This window comes from Clostridium sp. 16K-1-R1, assembly GCF_023921145.1.
Taxonomy (GTDB): domain Bacteria; phylum Bacillota; class Clostridia; order Clostridiales; family Clostridiaceae; genus Sarcina; species Sarcina perfringens.
Window position 1 is genome coordinate 1,813,309 of record NZ_CP046515.1, and the last position, 17,623, is coordinate 1,830,931.

Here is a 17,623-nt window from a genome sequence, read left to right on the forward strand (position 1 = left end):
TTACACTTTATTTTGATACATCTCATTTATTTTAATATACTTTATTATTAAAATATCTTCAAACTAATCTTTATAAATTATATTAATCCCTACTTAATTTCTAATATATTTTAAGTATTACAGATAATAAATTCCTTACTATATTTTTAATTTTAATTTAATTAATACTTATAGAAGCAACTTCCACCTATAAATTCTCTTAAAATCGAATTTTCAGGTACTCTCTCTGGCTTAACTTCCACAAAAAACTTTAATGTATTTATTATTCTTTTAGCTTCATAATAAACACTGCTGTTTTTATCTACTTTTTCTAATTCTCTTAAGGCATATTCCTTTAACGCTGCTAATTCATAAACTAAAGTGGAGTTAAACATAACATCTGCTTCTTCCTGATAAACAAATATGTTCTTTTCCTCTCCTCTTTTTATAGAACTCCACATTTCTAAAGTTTGCTCTGCTCCATATCCTCTTGATAAAGAATCCCTAACTATACGTCTTATTTTTCTCACATCTGTAGTTGGAATTCTATTGTGATTATCTAAATTTAATTGTGTTAAAGCAGAAATATAAACCTTAAACTTATTCTTTGAAGGAATTTTTTCTGTCAGTTTTGGATTTAGTCCATGTATTCCCTCTATAACAAGCACTCCATTATCAGGAAGTTTAATCTTATTGCCTAGCCATTCTCTTTCTCCTATTTTAAAATTATAAGAAGGTATTTCTACTTCTTCCCCCTCTAAAATATCATAAAGATTCTTATTAAATAATTCTAAATCTAAAGCATTTATAGATTCAAAATCAGGTTTTCCCTCTTCATCTAAAGGAGTATGAATTCTATTTATAAAATAATCATCTAAGGATATAGCTATTGGTATATAACCATTAACTCTAAGCTGTATAGAAAGTCTTTTTGAAAATGTTGTTTTACCTGAAGAGGAAGGCCCTGCTACTAAAACAATTTTAACCTCTTTTCTCTCACTTATCATATCTGCAATTTGTGCTATTTTTTTCTCATGCAAAGCCTCAGAAACCCTTATTATGTCTGAGGATTCTTCTCCCTCTAATTTATAATCTAAAGAACCTACATCTGGAGTTCCTAATATATTTAACCATGTTTCATTCTCTCTAAATACATTAAATAACTTTTTTTGTTCCTTAAATACAGGTACAACTGTTGGTTCCTTATGGCTTGGTACCATAAGTATAAAACCTGGATTATAATATAATAAATCAAAATATTTTAAAACTCCTGTAGAGTATGCCATATCTCCATAAAAATAATCATACCTATCTTCTAATTTATATAAGTTTACATACTCTTCTTGAACCCAATGTAATAAATCAACTTTATCCTGCATCTTATAAGATTTAAATATATCAATAGCCTCTTTCTTAGGCATCTTTATTTTTTCTATTATAATATTTTTATTTATTATCTCTTGCATTTTTTTCTTTATTTTTAGTATATCCTCTTCATCTAAGGCCTTTTCTTTGTGAATTTCTCCAAAAGTTCCCTTGCTTATAGAATGCTCTATATTTATTCTAGCATCCTTAAATAAGTCTAAAGTTGCTTTTATAAATACAAACTGTAAAGTTCTACTATAAGCTATTTTTCCATGTGGATCACTTATATTTATAAGTTCTATATCCCCATCATTATTTATTAAATCAGTAAACTCATAATACTTATTCCTCTGTTTAACTAAAGTAATAGGTATTTTTTCATTTATATAGTCCTTTTTTAAAATTGCTGAATATTTTTCTCCCTCATTAAAGAGTAAACTTTCCCCATTTACATTAACCCTAAAGCTTTTCATAAACACCATTCCTCTCTACTTATAAGCCGCCTTATTGTTATTATACACTTAAAACTTCAAAAAAATTATCTATTTTTGTATAAATCCCCTTTAAATTTGTTACCCTATTTTATTAGAGGAGGTATTTTTTATGCTAATAACTTTTATAAGAACAGCAATACTTTATTTCATTGTAATTATAAGTATTAGACTTATGGGTAAACGTCAAATTGGGGAATTGCAACCTTACGAGCTTGTAATAACCTTAATGCTATCTGATTTAGCATCCTTACCAATGCAAGATACTCGTCTTCCTCTCCTTTTAGGAATAGTACCTATAATTACACTTTTATTTGTAAAAATATTAATATCTGAAATCCAACAACATAGCCGTTTATTTGAAAAAATCCTAGATGGTACTCCTTCCATAATAATAAGTGATGGAGAAATCAACCTAGAAATGATGAAAAAACAAAGGCTAACAATGAACGATATATTAGAAGAATTACGAAGCGCTGGTTATTTAGATATAAGCGATATTCAATATGCAATTATAGAAACTAATGGAACCATATCAATAATTCCTAAAAGTGCTTGTGATAATGTTAAGAGAAAAGACTTGAAAATAAAAGAAAGTGAATCAAAAATTCCAATTGTTTTATTTGAAGATGGGCGTTTAAATAAAAAAGCTCTTCAAGGAATGAACAAGGATGAAAAATGGTTAGATGAAAAATTAAAGTCCCTTAATTATCCACCTAGAGATAAATTATTCCTAGTTATGATGGATTCTAATGGGAAATTATTTATTCAAAGAAAAAATCAGAAAGATAAGGAGGACATAATACTATGAAAAATACCCTAATTTCATCAGTAATATTTTTTTCCCTCCTTGCTTCTGTTCTATTTTTTAATAATAAACTAATAAATGTATGTGACAAGGTAAATGATTATAGTAATAAAATAGAAAGTTCCTTAAGTAAAGAGGATTGGAATGAATCTTATGAAGAGTCTTTAAAGTTAAGTAATCTCTTAGAAGAAAATTATGTTTCTTTATCTCTTTACATAAATCATGAACAATTAGATAATTTAAGTAAGGAAATACTTAGTCTAACTCAATATATAAAGGCTGAAGATGTTTCCAACAGTTTATCCTCAGTACATATAATCAAGAGCTATACAAAGCATATAAAGGATATTCAGAAGGTTAATATAGGTAATATTTTAAATTCCAACCTAAAAAATATATTTTATTGTGGAATTTATAATGATTTTAGTTTATAATGTTATTGAAAGGGGCAAGTCCCGCATGGACTTTTTTTGTCCCTATATAAATCTAATAAAAGTTAATGAAAGATTTTGAAAGGTGGTAAACAAAATGGCATTAGTTAACGCAAAAGAAATGTTAAATAAAGCAAGAGAAGGAAAATACGCTGTTGGTCAATTCAACATAAACAACTTAGAATGGACAAAAGCTATATTATTAACTGCTCAAGAAAATAACTCACCAGTTATATTAGGAGTATCAGAAGGTGCTGCTAAATACATGTGTGGATTCAAAACAATAGTTGGAATGGTTAACGGAATGTTAGAAGAATTAAAAATAACTGTTCCTGTAGCATTACACTTAGATCACGGTAGCTACCAAGGAGCTATAGATGCTATGGATGCTGGATTCTCATCAGTAATGTTCGATGGATCACACTACTCAATCGAAGAAAACATAGTTAAAACTAAAGAAATAATCAACTTAGCTGCTGCTAAAAACGTATCAGTTGAAGCTGAAGTTGGATCAATCGGTGGAGAAGAAGACGGTGTTGTTGGAGCTGGTGAAATCGCTGATCCTGCTGAATGTAAACAAATCGCTGAATTAGGAGTTACTATGTTAGCTGCTGGTATCGGAAACATTCACGGAAAATACCCTGCAAACTGGGCTGGATTAAACTTCGAAGCTTTAGCTAACATTAAAGCTGCTACTGGAGATATGCCTTTAGTATTACACGGTGGTACTGGAATCCCTTCAGATATGATCGCAGAAGCTATATCATTAGGAGTATCAAAAATAAATGTTAATACTGAGTGTCAATTATCATTTGCTGAAGCTACTCGTAAATATATAGAAGCTGGAAAAGACTTAGAAGGAAAAGGATTTGACCCAAGAAAATTATTAAATCCTGGATTCGAAGCTATAAAAGCTACAGTTAAAGAAAAAATGGAATTATTCGGTTCAGTAAACAGAGCTTAATAGTTTTAAATAATAAAAGAGAGATTAGATTTTCTAATCTCTTTTTTTATTTCTCTATATAATTTTTAATATTTTTTATAACCATATTTATGCTTCCATCACCATTTCTCACAATTTCAAATTTAGAGTCATCATGATAAGCTTCATCATCAATATATAAGTCTATTTCCTTATCTATTTTAAGTCTAGTTCTCTTCATCTTTTTTTCAATCCAAAGTTTATCAACTTCAACATCATTCTCTAAGCCATGACCTCTTACAAAGGTTGTAAAATCATTCTTTAGTATAGGCTCTTCTTCATTAAATAACTCACGGGATAATTCTTCTATATTTATAATTTCCTCTTCTTTAAGCTTATTCTTTATTTTACTTCTTATACCTTCAGCTTTTTCTGCATCTTCAATAATATTATTTCTAGTCCACTCTTCTGTTGCCTTTACAAAAGTTTTTGTCATATCTCTTTCATTTTGAAAAACTGTGCATCCTAAATAGTTATCTACAAAGTAATTTAAAGATAACTCATCCTCTTCTGAAGATTTCTTTTTCTTATCTATTACCATAAGATTAACCTTTTGATCTTCTCTTATAGGTTTTATAAATGCACACTTTTGAACTTTTTGTCCTGATGCTGGAAGTCCTGCTGCCTGTTCTACTATTCCTATTCCTATTTTATCATGTACAAAATCAACTTTATGAGTAAAATTTTTTATGTAATCCATTTTTAAAATCCCAAGCATAGGTCCTTGATCTGTAGATATTGATACTGTAAGTAAATCACAACTTGGAATATTTATATTTGCCTTCATAATATAAAACATCTGTCTTGCTAGTTCCTTAGAAACTTCTACTATATCATTATTAACTCCATTTAAAAAATCTTGAGAAACTTCCTTAACTATATGTCTTTCTGGATTAAAAACAGCATACTTTAAATCTTCACTTTTTAACCCCTTTTCTACATGTTTATATATAAACTTATAAATTTCATCTGTTAACTCTAATTTATACTCATTTAATATAGGTTCATCACTGTTACTGTCTAATATATGTATAACAGCTTCTATTATATTTATATCATTTACGTATTCCATCTTTCTCATCCCACTTTTCTTAAATTTGACACATCTTATATTTTATCAAAGTATAAAGGAAAAATCACCATACTATTCTTTTCTCCCTTTAACAATTTGTTTATAATAATATTATAAAGAATTTGGAGGTAGTTTAATTATGAAAGAACTTGAAACACGTATTATAGATATAGATGTTGAAAAGCTAAGAGAAACATTAAATAAACTTGGAGCGAAAAATGTAAAGCGTGAAAATCAAACAAACGATATTTTTGATTTTCCAGATAGAAAATTATTAGATAAAAAAGGTTATGCAAGAATAAGAACTGTTGAAGACCTTATAAACAATAAAACAGTTTATTTTATGACTACAAAAAAAATGCTTAGCCAAGATAAGTTTAAAGTAATGGAAGAAAATGAAACAATCATAGAAGATGGAGCTATGGGTAAAAATATTTTTAAATCTTTAGGGTTAGAATTATTTGAAACTATAAAGAAGTATAGAGAAAGCTATAAATATAAAGATTCATTAATAGAAGTAGATATTAATGATCCATCATTTTGTCCATTTCCATACATAGAAATAGAAACTTCTTCTGAAGAAAAACTTAATGAAATTTTAATAGACTTAGGCTATTCAATGGAAGATACAACCTCTAAAACAATTTATGAAATTTTAAAAGATAAAGGTATTTCCCCTGATTCTAATAAAAAAGGACTTTAGAAAATAGCCTTCATCTATAAAAATAATAAAAAAAATTATAAAAATACAAGTAATTTTCACTGAAGAAAATTTATTTAAAGAAAAAGACATTATATAGTTTTGTTTTTTTACACAAAGCTATATAATGTTCTCTAATCCCCTTTTTATTTAAATAACTTAATCTATATAATAACTTAATAGTCTCAAAATCATAAAAAAATATAATTAATCTCCATAAATTATATATTTTTTATTTAATGATTATATTCTAGTTATAAACCTAAGTAAATTGCTTTATTTTATTATTTATAAATTTAAAAAATCCACTTCCCTTTTTAGGTATAGCAAAGCTATTATGGTGGTATCTCTTTTCATTTACTATATCTTGACAAAACATTTCTAATTCTATTTCTAATTGATCATATTCTAAAGCATTGTTTTCTAAACCACTTTCCCATAGATTTAATTTAGCTAATACTCCTATACCCTTCTGCCAAACAATATATTTCTTGTTACATATCTCCATGCAGTTTTCTAATAATTTTTCTATTTTTTCTACTCCACTTAAAACTTCAACATCACCATTTAAAATAGCTGAAAACTTTATTTCTTTATTATGCTCCTTATTCTTATTCTCCTCTTTAATGGCCTCTAAAAACATTTTTGATATTCTATTAAACTCATCTTTTCTTAATGAAGTAATAAAAATCACATTATCACAATTTCTAATTTTATCTTTTATTCCATCTAACTCATTATCACTTAATAATATTTTAGTACATTCTACCTTACCTAATAACTTTTTTTCTATATAATTTGCTATATAATAGGAATTACTCTTTTCCCCTTCATAACTACTAATAAATAATAATAATTTTTTCACCAAACTACCTCCCATTATTTTACATTTTAATTATATAATATTTTACAAAATTTGTATATTAAATAAATAAAAAAACAAGTTATATTTAGTAATAACTTACTAAATATAACTTGCTTTATAATAAATTTATTATGTTAATCTTAAAGAACTCTTCTTGCTCTTCCTATTTTACTCCATGGAACAGATGTAATAGAAACAAATTTACCTTTGTTAGGAGCCTCTATCCATTGACCATTTCCTATATACATACCTACATGGCCTAAATTACTAAAGAATAACAAGTCTCCTGGCTTAGCATTACTTGGAGAAACTTCATATCCATTGTTTATTTGATCCCAAGTTGTTCTTCCTAAACTAATTCCAGCTTGTCTAAAACTCCATTGCATTAATCCAGAGCAATCAAAGGCTCTGTAATTTCCATTTAAATAGTTTGATGGTATATCATAAAATCCTCTTGCAGCATGATCTGGGAAAGTTCTTCTTAAGCTACTTAATAAGCTTGAAGTTAGTGTTTCTCCAGCTCCTCCATAAATATATGGAGAACCAATTTGAGACTTCATAATACTTAAAACTTGTTCATATTTACTTTGGTTAACTTGTCCGCCACCTGTGCTTCCATTTTGGCTTGAACCTAAATTTTCATTTACGCCTCCATTTGAACCTTCATTTGAAGATACTATTTTAACATAATCTTCATGTAAATAACCAATTTTTCCATTATAATTTACTTTAAACCATCCTGAAGAAGTCTTTCCTTGTAAAGTAAATCTTTCATTAGGTAATAAATATGCTAAAACAGAACTACTAGTACTAGGTTGACTTCTAAGTCTTAGATTAGTTGTTACATTTACAACCTTTCCTGCTTTTCCATTATAAGATTCATCTAAATTGTTATTTTGGCTTCCACTTTGGTTATTATTACTTCCACTATTAGAACTTTCGTTTCCACTTAATACTTGTACATAATCTCCATGAACATGTCCTTTTGTTCCTTGTGCATCAATATTATACCAAGCTCCATTTTTACCATTTATCTTAAAAGTTTGGCCTGCACTTAATGATCCAACAACTGAGCTACTTGTACTTGGTGATTGTCTAATTCTTAAAGAAGTACTTACATTTACAACCTTACCAGTTTTTCCTGCTAATGAAGTATCCATTCCTGAGTTATTTTCTGATGATTGTCCACCATTATTTGAACTATTTTCACCTACTTGTACATAATCTCCATGAATATATCCTGTAAGTCCATTTGCATTTATATAATACCAACTTCCACTTTTACCCTTTATCTCAAATGTCTGACCACCTCTTAGGCTACCTACAACTGAGCTACTTGTGCTTGGTGATTGTCTAACTCTTAAAGAAGTACTTACGTTTACAACAGTACCCTTTTTCCCAGCTAATGAAGTATCTAAATTTGAATTACTTCCACTATTATTGCTGCTACTATTAGAATTTCCACTTACTTCTTTAACATAATCTCCATGAATATAGCCAACTTTACCATTAGCATTTATTTTATACCATGAACCTTCTTTTCCATCTATATTAAAAATTTCACCATTAGTTAAATATCCAATAACATCACTGCTTGTATTTGGACTCTTTCTAATTCTTAAATTTGTACTTACGTTTATAACTTGTCCTTTTTTTACCGATCTAGTTTGATTATTCTCTTCTAATTGATTAGAATTTTTATGTTCTGTTGCATAAGCATTTTCACTGTGTGCTGAAACAACACATACCGTTGATACAGCAAAAATCAAAGCTGCTATCTTATTCCTATTCATACACAATCCTCCCTAGTAGTCATATTAAGCCCTGCCTAAAATAATTCTTCACCTTCTATAATATATTCTTTAGTAGAATTTATCAACAAAATAGTTACAAAAAAATATCAAAAATAACAAAAAAAGAAGTTGTCCCTATTTAAATTGGACAACTTCTATGTTCTATCATCTTTCTACACTTAACAAATCATCAGATTTTTCAACAATATATTTATAAGAATCTATAACCCCTTGTATATAAAATTGTGCTCCTAAATTTTCTACAAAAAATCTTATAAGTTTATCTAACTCTTCATCATCTAAACTTTCATTTTTTTCAAGTTTAAAATATTTTAAAAGTTCTTCTTTCAAAAAATCTTTTTTTTCTTTAGAAATATCAAAATTATTATTTATTGTAACGCTACCTTTCTTATTGTTATCTATAATAATATCACTTATAAAAAAACTAGTGTAACAATGCCCTTGCTTATCATAATAATCTTCTTTATTCCCATAATATCCTTCTTCAACTTTATTTAAATCATTTTTATTCATACAAATTCACGCCTTCTAAATAAATTTGGAATATATCCCATATAATACATTTTATTCACCAATCATATTAAAGTTACTTAATATATTATTTTAATCTTTAAGTTTTTATCATTAAGGAAATTATAAAAAGATTTTAATTTGTGATTATATAAATTAATTTTGTAAATAATAAATTTGAGGTGATTTTATGTATAAAGCAATTGGTATAAATATGGATAAAGAATACAAAGCCTTAAGAAAAAAATCTAAACGCTTTGTTCCCCCATCTCATTATAGAGATAACTATTCAATGAATAACTCTAAGGAAGATGACTTAGAGGATTATTCATTCTTTGATTCTATGGAAGATTTAAAGGATTGTGCTAACTCTAATGATGAGGATTGCAAAATAAGATCTTGTCTATTAAACAAAGAAATTCAAGTAAATAAAAAAGTTCTTATTGCATCCTGCATAGGAGCTGCAGCAGGTATTATAGGTGTAACCTGTGCAATGAAAAAAATGAATTCAAAATCAAACAAAAGTCTTTTAGCAGCTGCTCCTTCTTTAATGAAATTTGCTAAAACTATGCTTTAAAAAGTAAAAAGAAGCCACATAAAACTTTGTGGCTTCTTTTTGATTTAATAATTAAATTTTATTTTAAAATTTTAAACTTTTAATTTCTTAAAAGTTCTTTTAAACTATACTCTAATTAGTTTTTACTATTTTATTAAAAATGCAAATTCTCCTTCTACAACATTTACTAAGTCTTTTGGATTCATTTTTATTTGATGTCCTATCTTTCCTGCACTAAATATTATAAAATCTAAATCTTCTGCACTCTCATGTATAAATGTTTTATAGTTCTTTTTCATTCCTATAGGGGAACATCCACCACGAATGTAGCCAGTATATTTTAATATATCTTTAACTGCTATCATTTCAACCTTCTTTTCTCCAGCTATCTTAGCAGCATTCTTTAGGTCTAATTCTTCTGCAACTGGTATAACAAAAACATAAAGCTCTTTGCTTGTTCCTTGAGCTACTAATGTTTTAAATACATTTTTCTCATCTACCCCAATTTTATGAGCTACTGAAATTCCATCTATCTTTCCATCTTCGCTTTCATAGCTTAACATTTCATATGAAACCTTTTTAGAATCCAATATTCTCATAGCATTTGTCTTAAGCTTCTTATCTTTTGCCATAATTTTCACCTCTTAAACTTAAATCATTTATAATTATACAATAAAATTCTTTAAAAACTAAGCTTAACTTTATATTAACTCAGATAAAGTTAATATAAATTAAGATATTTTGTGTCTATATTTTCAGTATATAATATCAAATCTTATTGAACCAAAATTCTAGATTAATGGTAAAATACACTAATTATAAACTCTTAAATCTAGTAAGATTATAAAGATCATATATAAATAATTTAGAAGCTAAAACACAAACTCATCTAACCAAAGTTAAATTAATTAAGCTACATTATTATCTAGATTTATTCTACTTATTTACTTCCAGGTGGTCATTTATGTCATTCCTTTTCTACACATATATAATAAAAATGCTTTCATAATAAATTTATTATAAAAGCATTTCTTTTTATTTGTTTAAATCTTCAAATATAGCTTTATCATTATTTGAAAATTTGTTTAAATCATTTGATTGTATAAGATTCCCATTGGCATAGTTTAATTTAGTATAACCTTTTTCTCCTATAGTATAAACATATGGTTCTATTTCTTTATAATTTGATATAATATCAATAGCGTCCTGATTTTTAGTATCATACAAATCTAATTTTTTATTGAAATTTTCATCAGAAAATTTATAGATAGCAAACTGTCCATCTACACCAAAGGATTCCATAGTATCTCTATCTCCTGTAGAAGAGTATCTAGGTACTTCATCATTTCCATAAAATATAAATAAAAGAACAAAGCTTAAAGCTATAAATATTAAAGAGATTTTTTTCATTTGTTCCTCCTAAAAAGTAATTTTAAAAATAATTAGCTATTATATTAATATACTATTATTTTCTATATAATTATAAAATAAAGTACTTAAAATATATAACCATAATAATTCTAAATTAAAAGCACAGTTAAAAACTCTATACTTTTAATTCAGAATACTTACACTTATAATACTTTTACACATATAATGCTAATTTAAATGCTCTGTTTTTATCGCCGCATTAAATCCATCTTCAAAGCCGCCTTTAATGTCTTTAAATCCGAAAATTAAAAATAAAACTATTACAATTAAAATTCCTATTACAAATTTCTTTTTCATATATTCCTCCCAGCAAACCATATATTAACATTATATAACATTATTGTAAACAAAAAAAAAAGAATAAGTAAGAATTAACCTACCTATTCTTTTAATATTATTCCCAAATATTAATTTTATAAATTTATTAAAACACCTTATTTTTATTTATCTTAGTAGAATTTTATAATCCATTTTCAACCACAAAATCTGTTACTTCCTTTGTTAAGTCCTTAAAAGATCCGCTATTATCCACTGTAAAATCACATAAATCAATTATTTTTCTTGTATTCTTTTCAAGGTCATCTTGTGAATTTTGTTCATAACCATCTCTACTTTTTAATCTTTCTATTCTTACTTTTTCATCACATTTAACCCCTAATGTTTTGAAACCGCTCTTTTTCCAGAATTCAAAATCCTCATATGTTCTTCCACCAGTTACTATTATAAGTTGCTCATTATCTATATCTTTCATAGATTTCTTTTTAAACTTATCTAGTATTTTACCTAATACATAGTAACTTAAAAAGTCCTCATCTATTTCCTTAAGTTTTATAGCCGTATCTACATAAAATTCTCTTTTTTTATTTTCCCACTTATCTGTTGCTAAAAATATACATGACATATCCCTAACTAAGTCTCCTATATTAAAGAAACTAACACTTTTTTCTGAATATTCATTTATAAGCTTAGCTACAGTATCTTTTCCTGAACCTTTTTCTCCAAAAACTATTAACCCCTTCATATTATCAATCCCTTTCTTAGTTATAAGATTACATATTAATTATAACATTTATTGGAATTTTTAAACATTTTATTTTAATTATTTTTTAAAATTTAAAATTCTTTCCTCTCCATCACTTCCAGCATGGGAATTTTCAAATACTTCTCTTGCATTATTTATAAATTCCTTTGGATCATTAATAGATGGACTAAAATGAGTTAATAATAATTCCTTTACCTGACCTCTTTTAGCTAAATTAGGTGCCTCCTTAAAAGTCATATGTTTATTTTTTATGGCCTTATGCATATCCTCTTCACTTCCATAAGTCCCTTCACATATGTATAAATCACTTTCCTTTATAAAACCTGGTATATCCTCTATAGGTCTTGTATCTGTTGTGTAACTTAGTTTTATTCCCTTTCTTTCATCTCCTAAGACCATGTAACTATAATATTTAACTCCATTTAAACTAACTTCCTCATTTCTTTGGAGTTTAGACCACAATTCCTTTGGAACTTTATTCATTAAAGCTTTTTCTACATTAAATTTTCTTCCTCTCCTTATATTAAAAGAGTATCCTAAACAAGGAGAGGAATGGTCTAATTCTAGAGTTTTTATACTTAAATCCGAACTTATTTTTTCATTCAATTCAACTAATTCCATTTTTTCTTTTTTAACCATGAATTCTAAATCACTTACATCTTCTAGTACGTTAAGTTTATATGGAAGATATGGAAGAGTTATTAAAAATCCATCTATAACCTCTTTTATTCCCTTAGGTCCTATTATATATATTTCTTCTACCCTTCCACTATTCCCAATTGTAGAAAGTAATCCTGGTAATCCATATATATGATCTCCATGAAGATGACTTATACAAATAATATCTATACTTTTAAATCCAGTTCCATTTACTCTCATGGCAACCTGTGTTCCCTCTCCACAGTCTAAAAGAATTTTTCTTCCCTTGAAATTCATAACAACTGATGATAAAAATCTATTTGGCATAGGCATGCCTCCCCCTGTTCCCAACAAGGTTACATTTAACATGTTAATCAATCCTCTCTTTCTATAACTAATTATATTATATAGCAAAATAATATTTATTATAAAAAAAGACCAAAATCAAAGATTCTGGTCTTTTTCTTATTTTTTTATTTCTCTAATTTCTGCTTGTTCTTAAAGTTATTGACTTCTTACTAGAAATTTCTCCATTTGAATACTTAGCAGCTATTTTAAAGTTGTAAATTGTGTGTCTATTTAAGCCTTTGAATTTATAAGTTGTCTCATCAGCACCAACTTCTCCAACCTTTTTACCATCTTTATATAAAATATATCCTTCTAAACCTTCAGTTGTCTTCGGAGCTTCCCAAGTTACATTTACATATTTTCTACTAACCTCTGAAGCCACAAAGTTTTCTACTGGGTTAACAATTATCTCTGCACTACCTTTGCCTACTGCTACCTCTCCACTTGTTAATCCTAATTCATAAACCTTTCCATTTTCTCCATCACCTAAGTTTGCTGAAATTACTTCAAAAATTTCTCTTTCTGATTCACTCTTAGGAGTAAGTGTTGCCTTTACTAAGTTTTCAGCATTTTCTATAGGATTTCCTAAACTAGCAGCTAATATTTTTACTACGCCTGGTTCTAATTCTTTATAATTTACTAAAACTCCATCTATTCCATTTGTAACTTCAACTAAATCAAATACTTCTTGATTATATTTTAAAGTAAATTCTGCTGCATAAGCTGATAAATCTTCTTTTATTTCATTAGCACCTAAGAAAACATCAAAATTCTCATTTACTTTAACACTTTCAGGTAAAGTTAAGAAACTTTGACCCACATTTTCCTCTGGAACCTCTAAAACTTGATGAACATTTAATTCAGCAGCTGAGGCAAATCCACCATGACCAGCTTTAGCCACTAATCTTACATGAGTAGCTTCTACTGGATCAAATTTTAATACCTTAGTACTATGGTCAGCAGTCCAATCTCCCTCTAAAACCTTTGTAAAGTTTTCTCCATCAGTACTAACTTGGAATTCATATCTACTTATACTACCATTTAAGGCATCTTGTCTTGGCATATAAGTAAATTTATTTATATTATAACTTCCACCTAAGTCTAAAGTAATGTGTTGAGGTAATGCTTCTACAGGACTCCATTTAGTATGCCATATAGTACTTTCATCTCCATCTATAGCAAAATCAGCTATTCCCTCTGATCCTATATTAGGATGCTCACTGCTAGCAGTTGCACTCATTTGCTCTTGATGTATAACTGTAGGATCTACAATTTTATGAGCACCATCCTTAATAGTAATTTCATCTATGCTACCCTTAAAGGAATTAGTTGAACTTCCTATTTTATCTAAAGGTAAAATAAATGTTCCTACCTTACCACCATTACTCTTATTTATAGTTTCTATAAATTCTCCATTTACATAAAGACTTGTTTTATTTAATTCTCCAATGAAGGTTAACTCAACCCATTCATCTTCTGGTAATTTATAATTAAATGAATAGTCATATCCTTCTCTTGAGAAACCAACATTACCAGTTTCTTTTTGACAAGCCTTTAATACCCCTGTGTTAGATTCTGATAATATTTGCTCACTATAATCTCCATTTGCATCTTTCTTCACCCACATAGAAACTGTATAGTCTAAACCTTTGTTATCAATTGGAGTATCAATATAACTTTCTCCTCCACTTAATTTAATTCCTTTTCCTTCTTTACCTTCTACAGATTCTACATTTGTTCCTGTAGCATTATATTCATTTCCAGAACTATCTTTAATATTTTCTGTAGCCTCGTCTTCAAAGTCATAATCAATTACAGTTTCAGTTTTAGATTCCACATCATAAGTTAAGTTAGAATCTGGAACATCACTTACTTTGTCTACTCTTTCTTTAAACTCTTCAAAGCTTGTTTCACTATCAGGTGCCGCCCACATTTTTTCTGATAAAACTTGAGCTGCCTGGAATGATCTATCATAAATATCTCTTTCAGATATTCCATTGGCTTTTTCATCTATCATATCATTCCATACAGCAAACATTCCTCCCTTTAATTGAGGATGTCCTGCTGGAAGTTTGTAATCTGAAGCAAATCTTCTTGGTTCCCACTCATTATATAAAAATCTTGTGTTAAGATAGTTATTATAGTAACCTGCTTCTGGAACTATATAAAGATCTGCATCCTGTGTATTTAAAATATCATATCCTTGATTTATCATATTTCTAGCATCAGCATATCCCCTATACCATATATTCATAAGGACTCCATCGCTAGTTACAGGAGTTTGTCCTGGGAAAACATCTAAACTTCCCCATAGTCTTGGATTTCTACCATAATCATCTCTTACTCTTTTAAGATATCTATCTGTAAATGCTCTAAATTCTTCTTTTTTCTCAGGTGCTCCCTTATACTCATCTGTTCCAATATGGAAATCTTGATCTCCAAAGACTGGATTTTCTCCTCCTAAATATTCATCAAATAATCCATCTACAAAATCATAAACCTTTGGATTACCTACATCTAAATAAGTTGCATCTCCTCCTGTACCTAAGGCTAAAGATTGATCATAGCGAGTAAATGCTAAGGAGTGAGCAGGAACATCTATTTCTGGAATAATTTCTACTCCATGATCCCCAGACTTTTCTATAAATTCTCTAAATTCTTCTTTAGTATAACTTCCATCTGTTGCTGTTAAACCTGGATATGTTTCAGATTCTAATCTAAAAGCAGCATAAGCAGTTTCCCAATTCTCATTATTAGTCCAAATATAGTTATCACTTAAATGAACTTGGAAGTTATTTAATTTGTACCAAGACATAGCTTCCATAAACTGCTCTAAATAATCCATTGTAAAGAATTTTCTTCCAACATCAAGCATAAATCCTCTATTTTCATATCTTGGGAAGTCTCTAACTATTCCTTTTTGAATAGTTTCTCCATTTTGCTTTAATATTTGAAGTATTGATCTAGTTGAGTAGAAAGCTCCTGTATTGTGAGTAGCTTCAACTTTCACGTACTCATCTACATACATATAATATCCTTCTTCTCCAATACTCGTATCTTCACAATTTAAAGTAAAATAAAAATCTCCTTCTACAGGTGAACTTGAGTAAACTATTTCAATTGGTTTACCAACTATCTCCTCATAATCAGATTTAAATTCACTTGCAGTTTTGCTTAGTTCATTTTCATAGGTAGGATCAATAACTATTCTTGAAGAATCTCTTATAGTAAAGTTTCCATCTTTTCCAACCCATTCTCTTAAACTTGGAACTACTTCTGGCTTAGTATTACTTCCTAAAGAACCAGAATATTTACCAGGTACAGTTATTTCAATACCAGTAGTTTCTCTTTTTAGACTGCCTTTTTTTATTTCAAAATCCACAACTACCTTTGTATCTACTAAAGGTTCATTTATGGTCATATCATCATTTATTATTTGATTATAATCTGCCCCAATAAATTTTATCTCAAACCCTTTTGGAACCTCTGGCATTTGAAGTTTAGAGTCCCCCTTATTTATAGTAGGAACTTCTAATGAGTTTAAAACTTCATCTAAATCACCAGATGAAGGAATCTCTCCATTATATATCTCTACTTCATATAAAGATACTGCATTCCATACTGATGGATTATTTTTTTCACAATAAACTCTTACATACCTTGCATTTTCTTTTTCACTTAATTCTATAACCTCAGTGCCACCTTTTCCAGCTTCGTTTCTATGAACTGTTTTCCAATTTTCATTATCATTAGAAGTTTGAATTTCATAGACCTTAGCGTTGGCAGCTTCCCAGAATAATCTAACCTTGTCAAAAGTGCTTTCCTTTTCTAGGTCAATAGTTATCCACTGTTTAGCACCATTAGAAAATCCTCCACTTGACCATCTTGAATTTCTTGAAGATGTATCTCCATCTACAACTTTATCTGGAGTAAGTGTATTAGTTTCTGATGCTGATGCCGTAGCAGTTTTATTTAAAGCAATATTAACTCCTATCTCTGTTTCTGGAGGAGTTACATTTTCCTCATTTTCGTTATCATAAACCTCAACTTCATATATTGATACATTTCCCCATTCATGAGTTGTATCTTCACAACTAACTCTTAAATAATTAGCAGTTATATCTTCTCCAAGATTTATAGACTCTTGATTTCCTTTCCCCTCACTAGTTGCGTAAACTTCTTCCCAAGTTTCCCCATCATTAGAAACCTCTAATTTATAATTTCTTGAATATGCACCATCCCAAAGTATATCAACTTGATCAAAGGTTGTTGCTTCTTCAAAATCAATGTATATCCATTGTGGTACACTTCTTGAACTAGCCCACCTAGAATTTCCTGGCTTAGCATTTGGATCACTTGGCTTATCCTTAATACCATCAGTTATTAATTCTGCACCCCATTTGTCATTAACTTCTCTTGAAGAGGCAACAGTTTTTTTGTTTAAAGCTAAATTAACTTTATCTGACTTATTTAACTCAGAAGCAAGAACAGATAATCCATTAACTGAAACTATACTTGCTGCTATTCCACAAGCTATTAACCTTTTCATCCTCTCTCTATTCTTTAACAAAATTCCACCCCCAAATTTTC

General features: G+C 28.4%; 16 protein-coding genes. 5 read left to right on the forward strand and 11 right to left on the reverse strand.

The features are described from left to right. Window positions 1-161: 161 nt before the first annotated feature. Window positions 162-1,817 carry a nucleoside kinase gene (locus tag GOM42_RS07865; protein ID WP_025647962.1) on the reverse strand — a complete coding sequence of 552 codons (1,656 nt, stop codon included), beginning with the start codon at window positions 1,815-1,817 and terminating at the stop codon, window positions 162-164. A gap of 130 nt (window positions 1,818-1,947) precedes the next feature. Between GOM42_RS07865 and GOM42_RS07870 the strand changes: the two genes are divergently transcribed. The 3 genes from GOM42_RS07870 to fba all read left to right on the forward strand — a co-directional run bounded on the left by GOM42_RS07870 (window position 1,948) and on the right by fba (window position 4,038). Next, on the forward strand, window positions 1,948-2,646 hold the full coding sequence (locus GOM42_RS07870) for a DUF421 domain-containing protein (RefSeq protein WP_003472738.1): 699 nt from the start codon (window positions 1,948-1,950) through the stop codon (window positions 2,644-2,646). Next, the gene (locus tag GOM42_RS07875) at window positions 2,643-3,077 is read left to right on the forward strand and encodes a DUF4363 family protein (protein WP_003472712.1); all 435 of its coding nucleotides are present in this window, start codon (window positions 2,643-2,645) and stop codon (window positions 3,075-3,077) included. Before GOM42_RS07870 ends, GOM42_RS07875 begins: the two co-directional genes overlap by 4 nt. Window positions 3,078-3,171: 94 nt before the next feature. Beyond that, complete coding sequence (gene fba, locus GOM42_RS07880; RefSeq protein WP_003449129.1) at window positions 3,172-4,038, forward strand: class II fructose-1,6-bisphosphate aldolase; 867 nt, start codon at window positions 3,172-3,174, stop codon at window positions 4,036-4,038. A gap of 46 nt (window positions 4,039-4,084) precedes the next feature. Here the strand turns inward: fba and GOM42_RS07885 are convergent, their stop codons facing one another. Continuing rightward, window positions 4,085-5,128, reverse strand: a complete 1,044-nt coding sequence (locus GOM42_RS07885) for a nucleoid-associated protein (RefSeq protein ID WP_003460745.1) — start codon at window positions 5,126-5,128, stop codon at window positions 4,085-4,087. A gap of 139 nt (window positions 5,129-5,267) precedes the next feature. Here GOM42_RS07885 and GOM42_RS07890 point away from each other — a divergent pair, with 139 nt between their 5' ends. Further along, entirely contained in the window at window positions 5,268-5,831 is a 564-nt protein-coding gene (locus GOM42_RS07890; protein WP_003460746.1) for a CYTH domain-containing protein, read from the forward strand. 259 nt (window positions 5,832-6,090) lie between these two features. Here the strand turns inward: GOM42_RS07890 and GOM42_RS07895 are convergent, their stop codons facing one another. The 3 genes from GOM42_RS07895 to GOM42_RS07905 form a co-directional block, all read right to left on the reverse strand. Beyond that, window positions 6,091-6,693 carry a hypothetical protein gene (locus tag GOM42_RS07895; RefSeq protein WP_252597641.1) on the reverse strand — a complete coding sequence of 201 codons (603 nt, stop codon included), beginning with the start codon at window positions 6,691-6,693 and terminating at the stop codon, window positions 6,091-6,093. A 140-nt stretch (window positions 6,694-6,833) separates the two neighbouring features. Beyond that, the gene (locus GOM42_RS07900; RefSeq protein ID WP_110071374.1) at window positions 6,834-8,486 is read right to left on the reverse strand and encodes a C40 family peptidase; all 1,653 of its coding nucleotides are present in this window, start codon (window positions 8,484-8,486) and stop codon (window positions 6,834-6,836) included. A gap of 165 nt (window positions 8,487-8,651) precedes the next feature. Continuing rightward, the gene (locus tag GOM42_RS07905) at window positions 8,652-9,020 is read right to left on the reverse strand and encodes a DUF2164 family protein (RefSeq protein WP_003449139.1); all 369 of its coding nucleotides are present in this window, start codon (window positions 9,018-9,020) and stop codon (window positions 8,652-8,654) included. 187 nt (window positions 9,021-9,207) lie between these two features. Between GOM42_RS07905 and GOM42_RS07910 the strand changes: the two genes are divergently transcribed. Further along, window positions 9,208-9,594: a hypothetical protein gene (locus tag GOM42_RS07910; RefSeq protein ID WP_003449125.1), complete on the forward strand. Its 387-nt coding sequence runs from the start codon at window positions 9,208-9,210 to the stop codon at window positions 9,592-9,594. A gap of 125 nt (window positions 9,595-9,719) precedes the next feature. Here GOM42_RS07910 and ybaK read toward each other — a convergent pair whose 3' ends face one another. The 6 genes from ybaK to GOM42_RS07935 form a co-directional block, all read right to left on the reverse strand. Continuing rightward, on the reverse strand, window positions 9,720-10,205 hold the full coding sequence (gene ybaK, locus GOM42_RS07915) for a Cys-tRNA(Pro) deacylase (protein WP_003460289.1): 486 nt from the start codon (window positions 10,203-10,205) through the stop codon (window positions 9,720-9,722). A 403-nt stretch (window positions 10,206-10,608) separates the two neighbouring features. Continuing rightward, complete coding sequence (locus GOM42_RS07920; RefSeq protein WP_003460061.1) at window positions 10,609-10,983, reverse strand: hypothetical protein; 375 nt, start codon at window positions 10,981-10,983, stop codon at window positions 10,609-10,611. Between the two features lie 189 nt (window positions 10,984-11,172). Beyond that, window positions 11,173-11,301, reverse strand: coding sequence for a hypothetical protein (locus GOM42_RS15685; protein WP_257243429.1), 129 nt, complete (start codon window positions 11,299-11,301; stop codon window positions 11,173-11,175). A gap of 163 nt (window positions 11,302-11,464) precedes the next feature. Then, window positions 11,465-12,025, reverse strand: coding sequence for an AAA family ATPase (locus GOM42_RS07925; RefSeq protein WP_003460069.1), 561 nt, complete (start codon window positions 12,023-12,025; stop codon window positions 11,465-11,467). Between the two features lie 78 nt (window positions 12,026-12,103). Beyond that, the gene (locus GOM42_RS07930) at window positions 12,104-13,054 is read right to left on the reverse strand and encodes a ribonuclease Z (protein ID WP_110077149.1); all 951 of its coding nucleotides are present in this window, start codon (window positions 13,052-13,054) and stop codon (window positions 12,104-12,106) included. A gap of 112 nt (window positions 13,055-13,166) precedes the next feature. Further along, complete coding sequence (locus GOM42_RS07935) at window positions 13,167-17,603, reverse strand: discoidin domain-containing protein (RefSeq protein ID WP_110077150.1); 4,437 nt, start codon at window positions 17,601-17,603, stop codon at window positions 13,167-13,169. Window positions 17,604-17,623 lie beyond the last annotated feature (20 nt).

Coding starts and splice junctions, on each gene's coding strand:
- GOM42_RS07865 (WP_025647962.1), bottom strand. CDS start 1,817: ATGAAAAGCTTTAGGGTTAATGTAAATGGGGAAAGTTTACTCTTTAAT.
- GOM42_RS07870 (WP_003472738.1), top strand. CDS start 1,948: ATGCTAATAACTTTTATAAGAACAGCAATACTTTATTTCATTGTAATT.
- GOM42_RS07875 (WP_003472712.1), top strand. CDS start 2,643: ATGAAAAATACCCTAATTTCATCAGTAATATTTTTTTCCCTCCTTGCT.
- fba (WP_003449129.1), top strand. CDS start 3,172: ATGGCATTAGTTAACGCAAAAGAAATGTTAAATAAAGCAAGAGAAGGA.
- GOM42_RS07885 (WP_003460745.1), bottom strand. CDS start 5,128: ATGGAATACGTAAATGATATAAATATAATAGAAGCTGTTATACATATA.
- GOM42_RS07890 (WP_003460746.1), top strand. CDS start 5,268: ATGAAAGAACTTGAAACACGTATTATAGATATAGATGTTGAAAAGCTA.
- GOM42_RS07900 (WP_110071374.1), bottom strand. CDS start 8,486: ATGAATAGGAATAAGATAGCAGCTTTGATTTTTGCTGTATCAACGGTA.
- GOM42_RS07905 (WP_003449139.1), bottom strand. CDS start 9,020: ATGAATAAAAATGATTTAAATAAAGTTGAAGAAGGATATTATGGGAAT.
- GOM42_RS07910 (WP_003449125.1), top strand. CDS start 9,208: ATGTATAAAGCAATTGGTATAAATATGGATAAAGAATACAAAGCCTTA.
- ybaK (WP_003460289.1), bottom strand. CDS start 10,205: ATGGCAAAAGATAAGAAGCTTAAGACAAATGCTATGAGAATATTGGAT.
- GOM42_RS07920 (WP_003460061.1), bottom strand. CDS start 10,983: ATGAAAAAAATCTCTTTAATATTTATAGCTTTAAGCTTTGTTCTTTTA.
- GOM42_RS15685 (WP_257243429.1), bottom strand. CDS start 11,301: ATGAAAAAGAAATTTGTAATAGGAATTTTAATTGTAATAGTTTTATTT.
- GOM42_RS07925 (WP_003460069.1), bottom strand. CDS start 12,025: ATGAAGGGGTTAATAGTTTTTGGAGAAAAAGGTTCAGGAAAAGATACT.
- GOM42_RS07930 (WP_110077149.1), bottom strand. CDS start 13,054: ATGTTAAATGTAACCTTGTTGGGAACAGGGGGAGGCATGCCTATGCCA.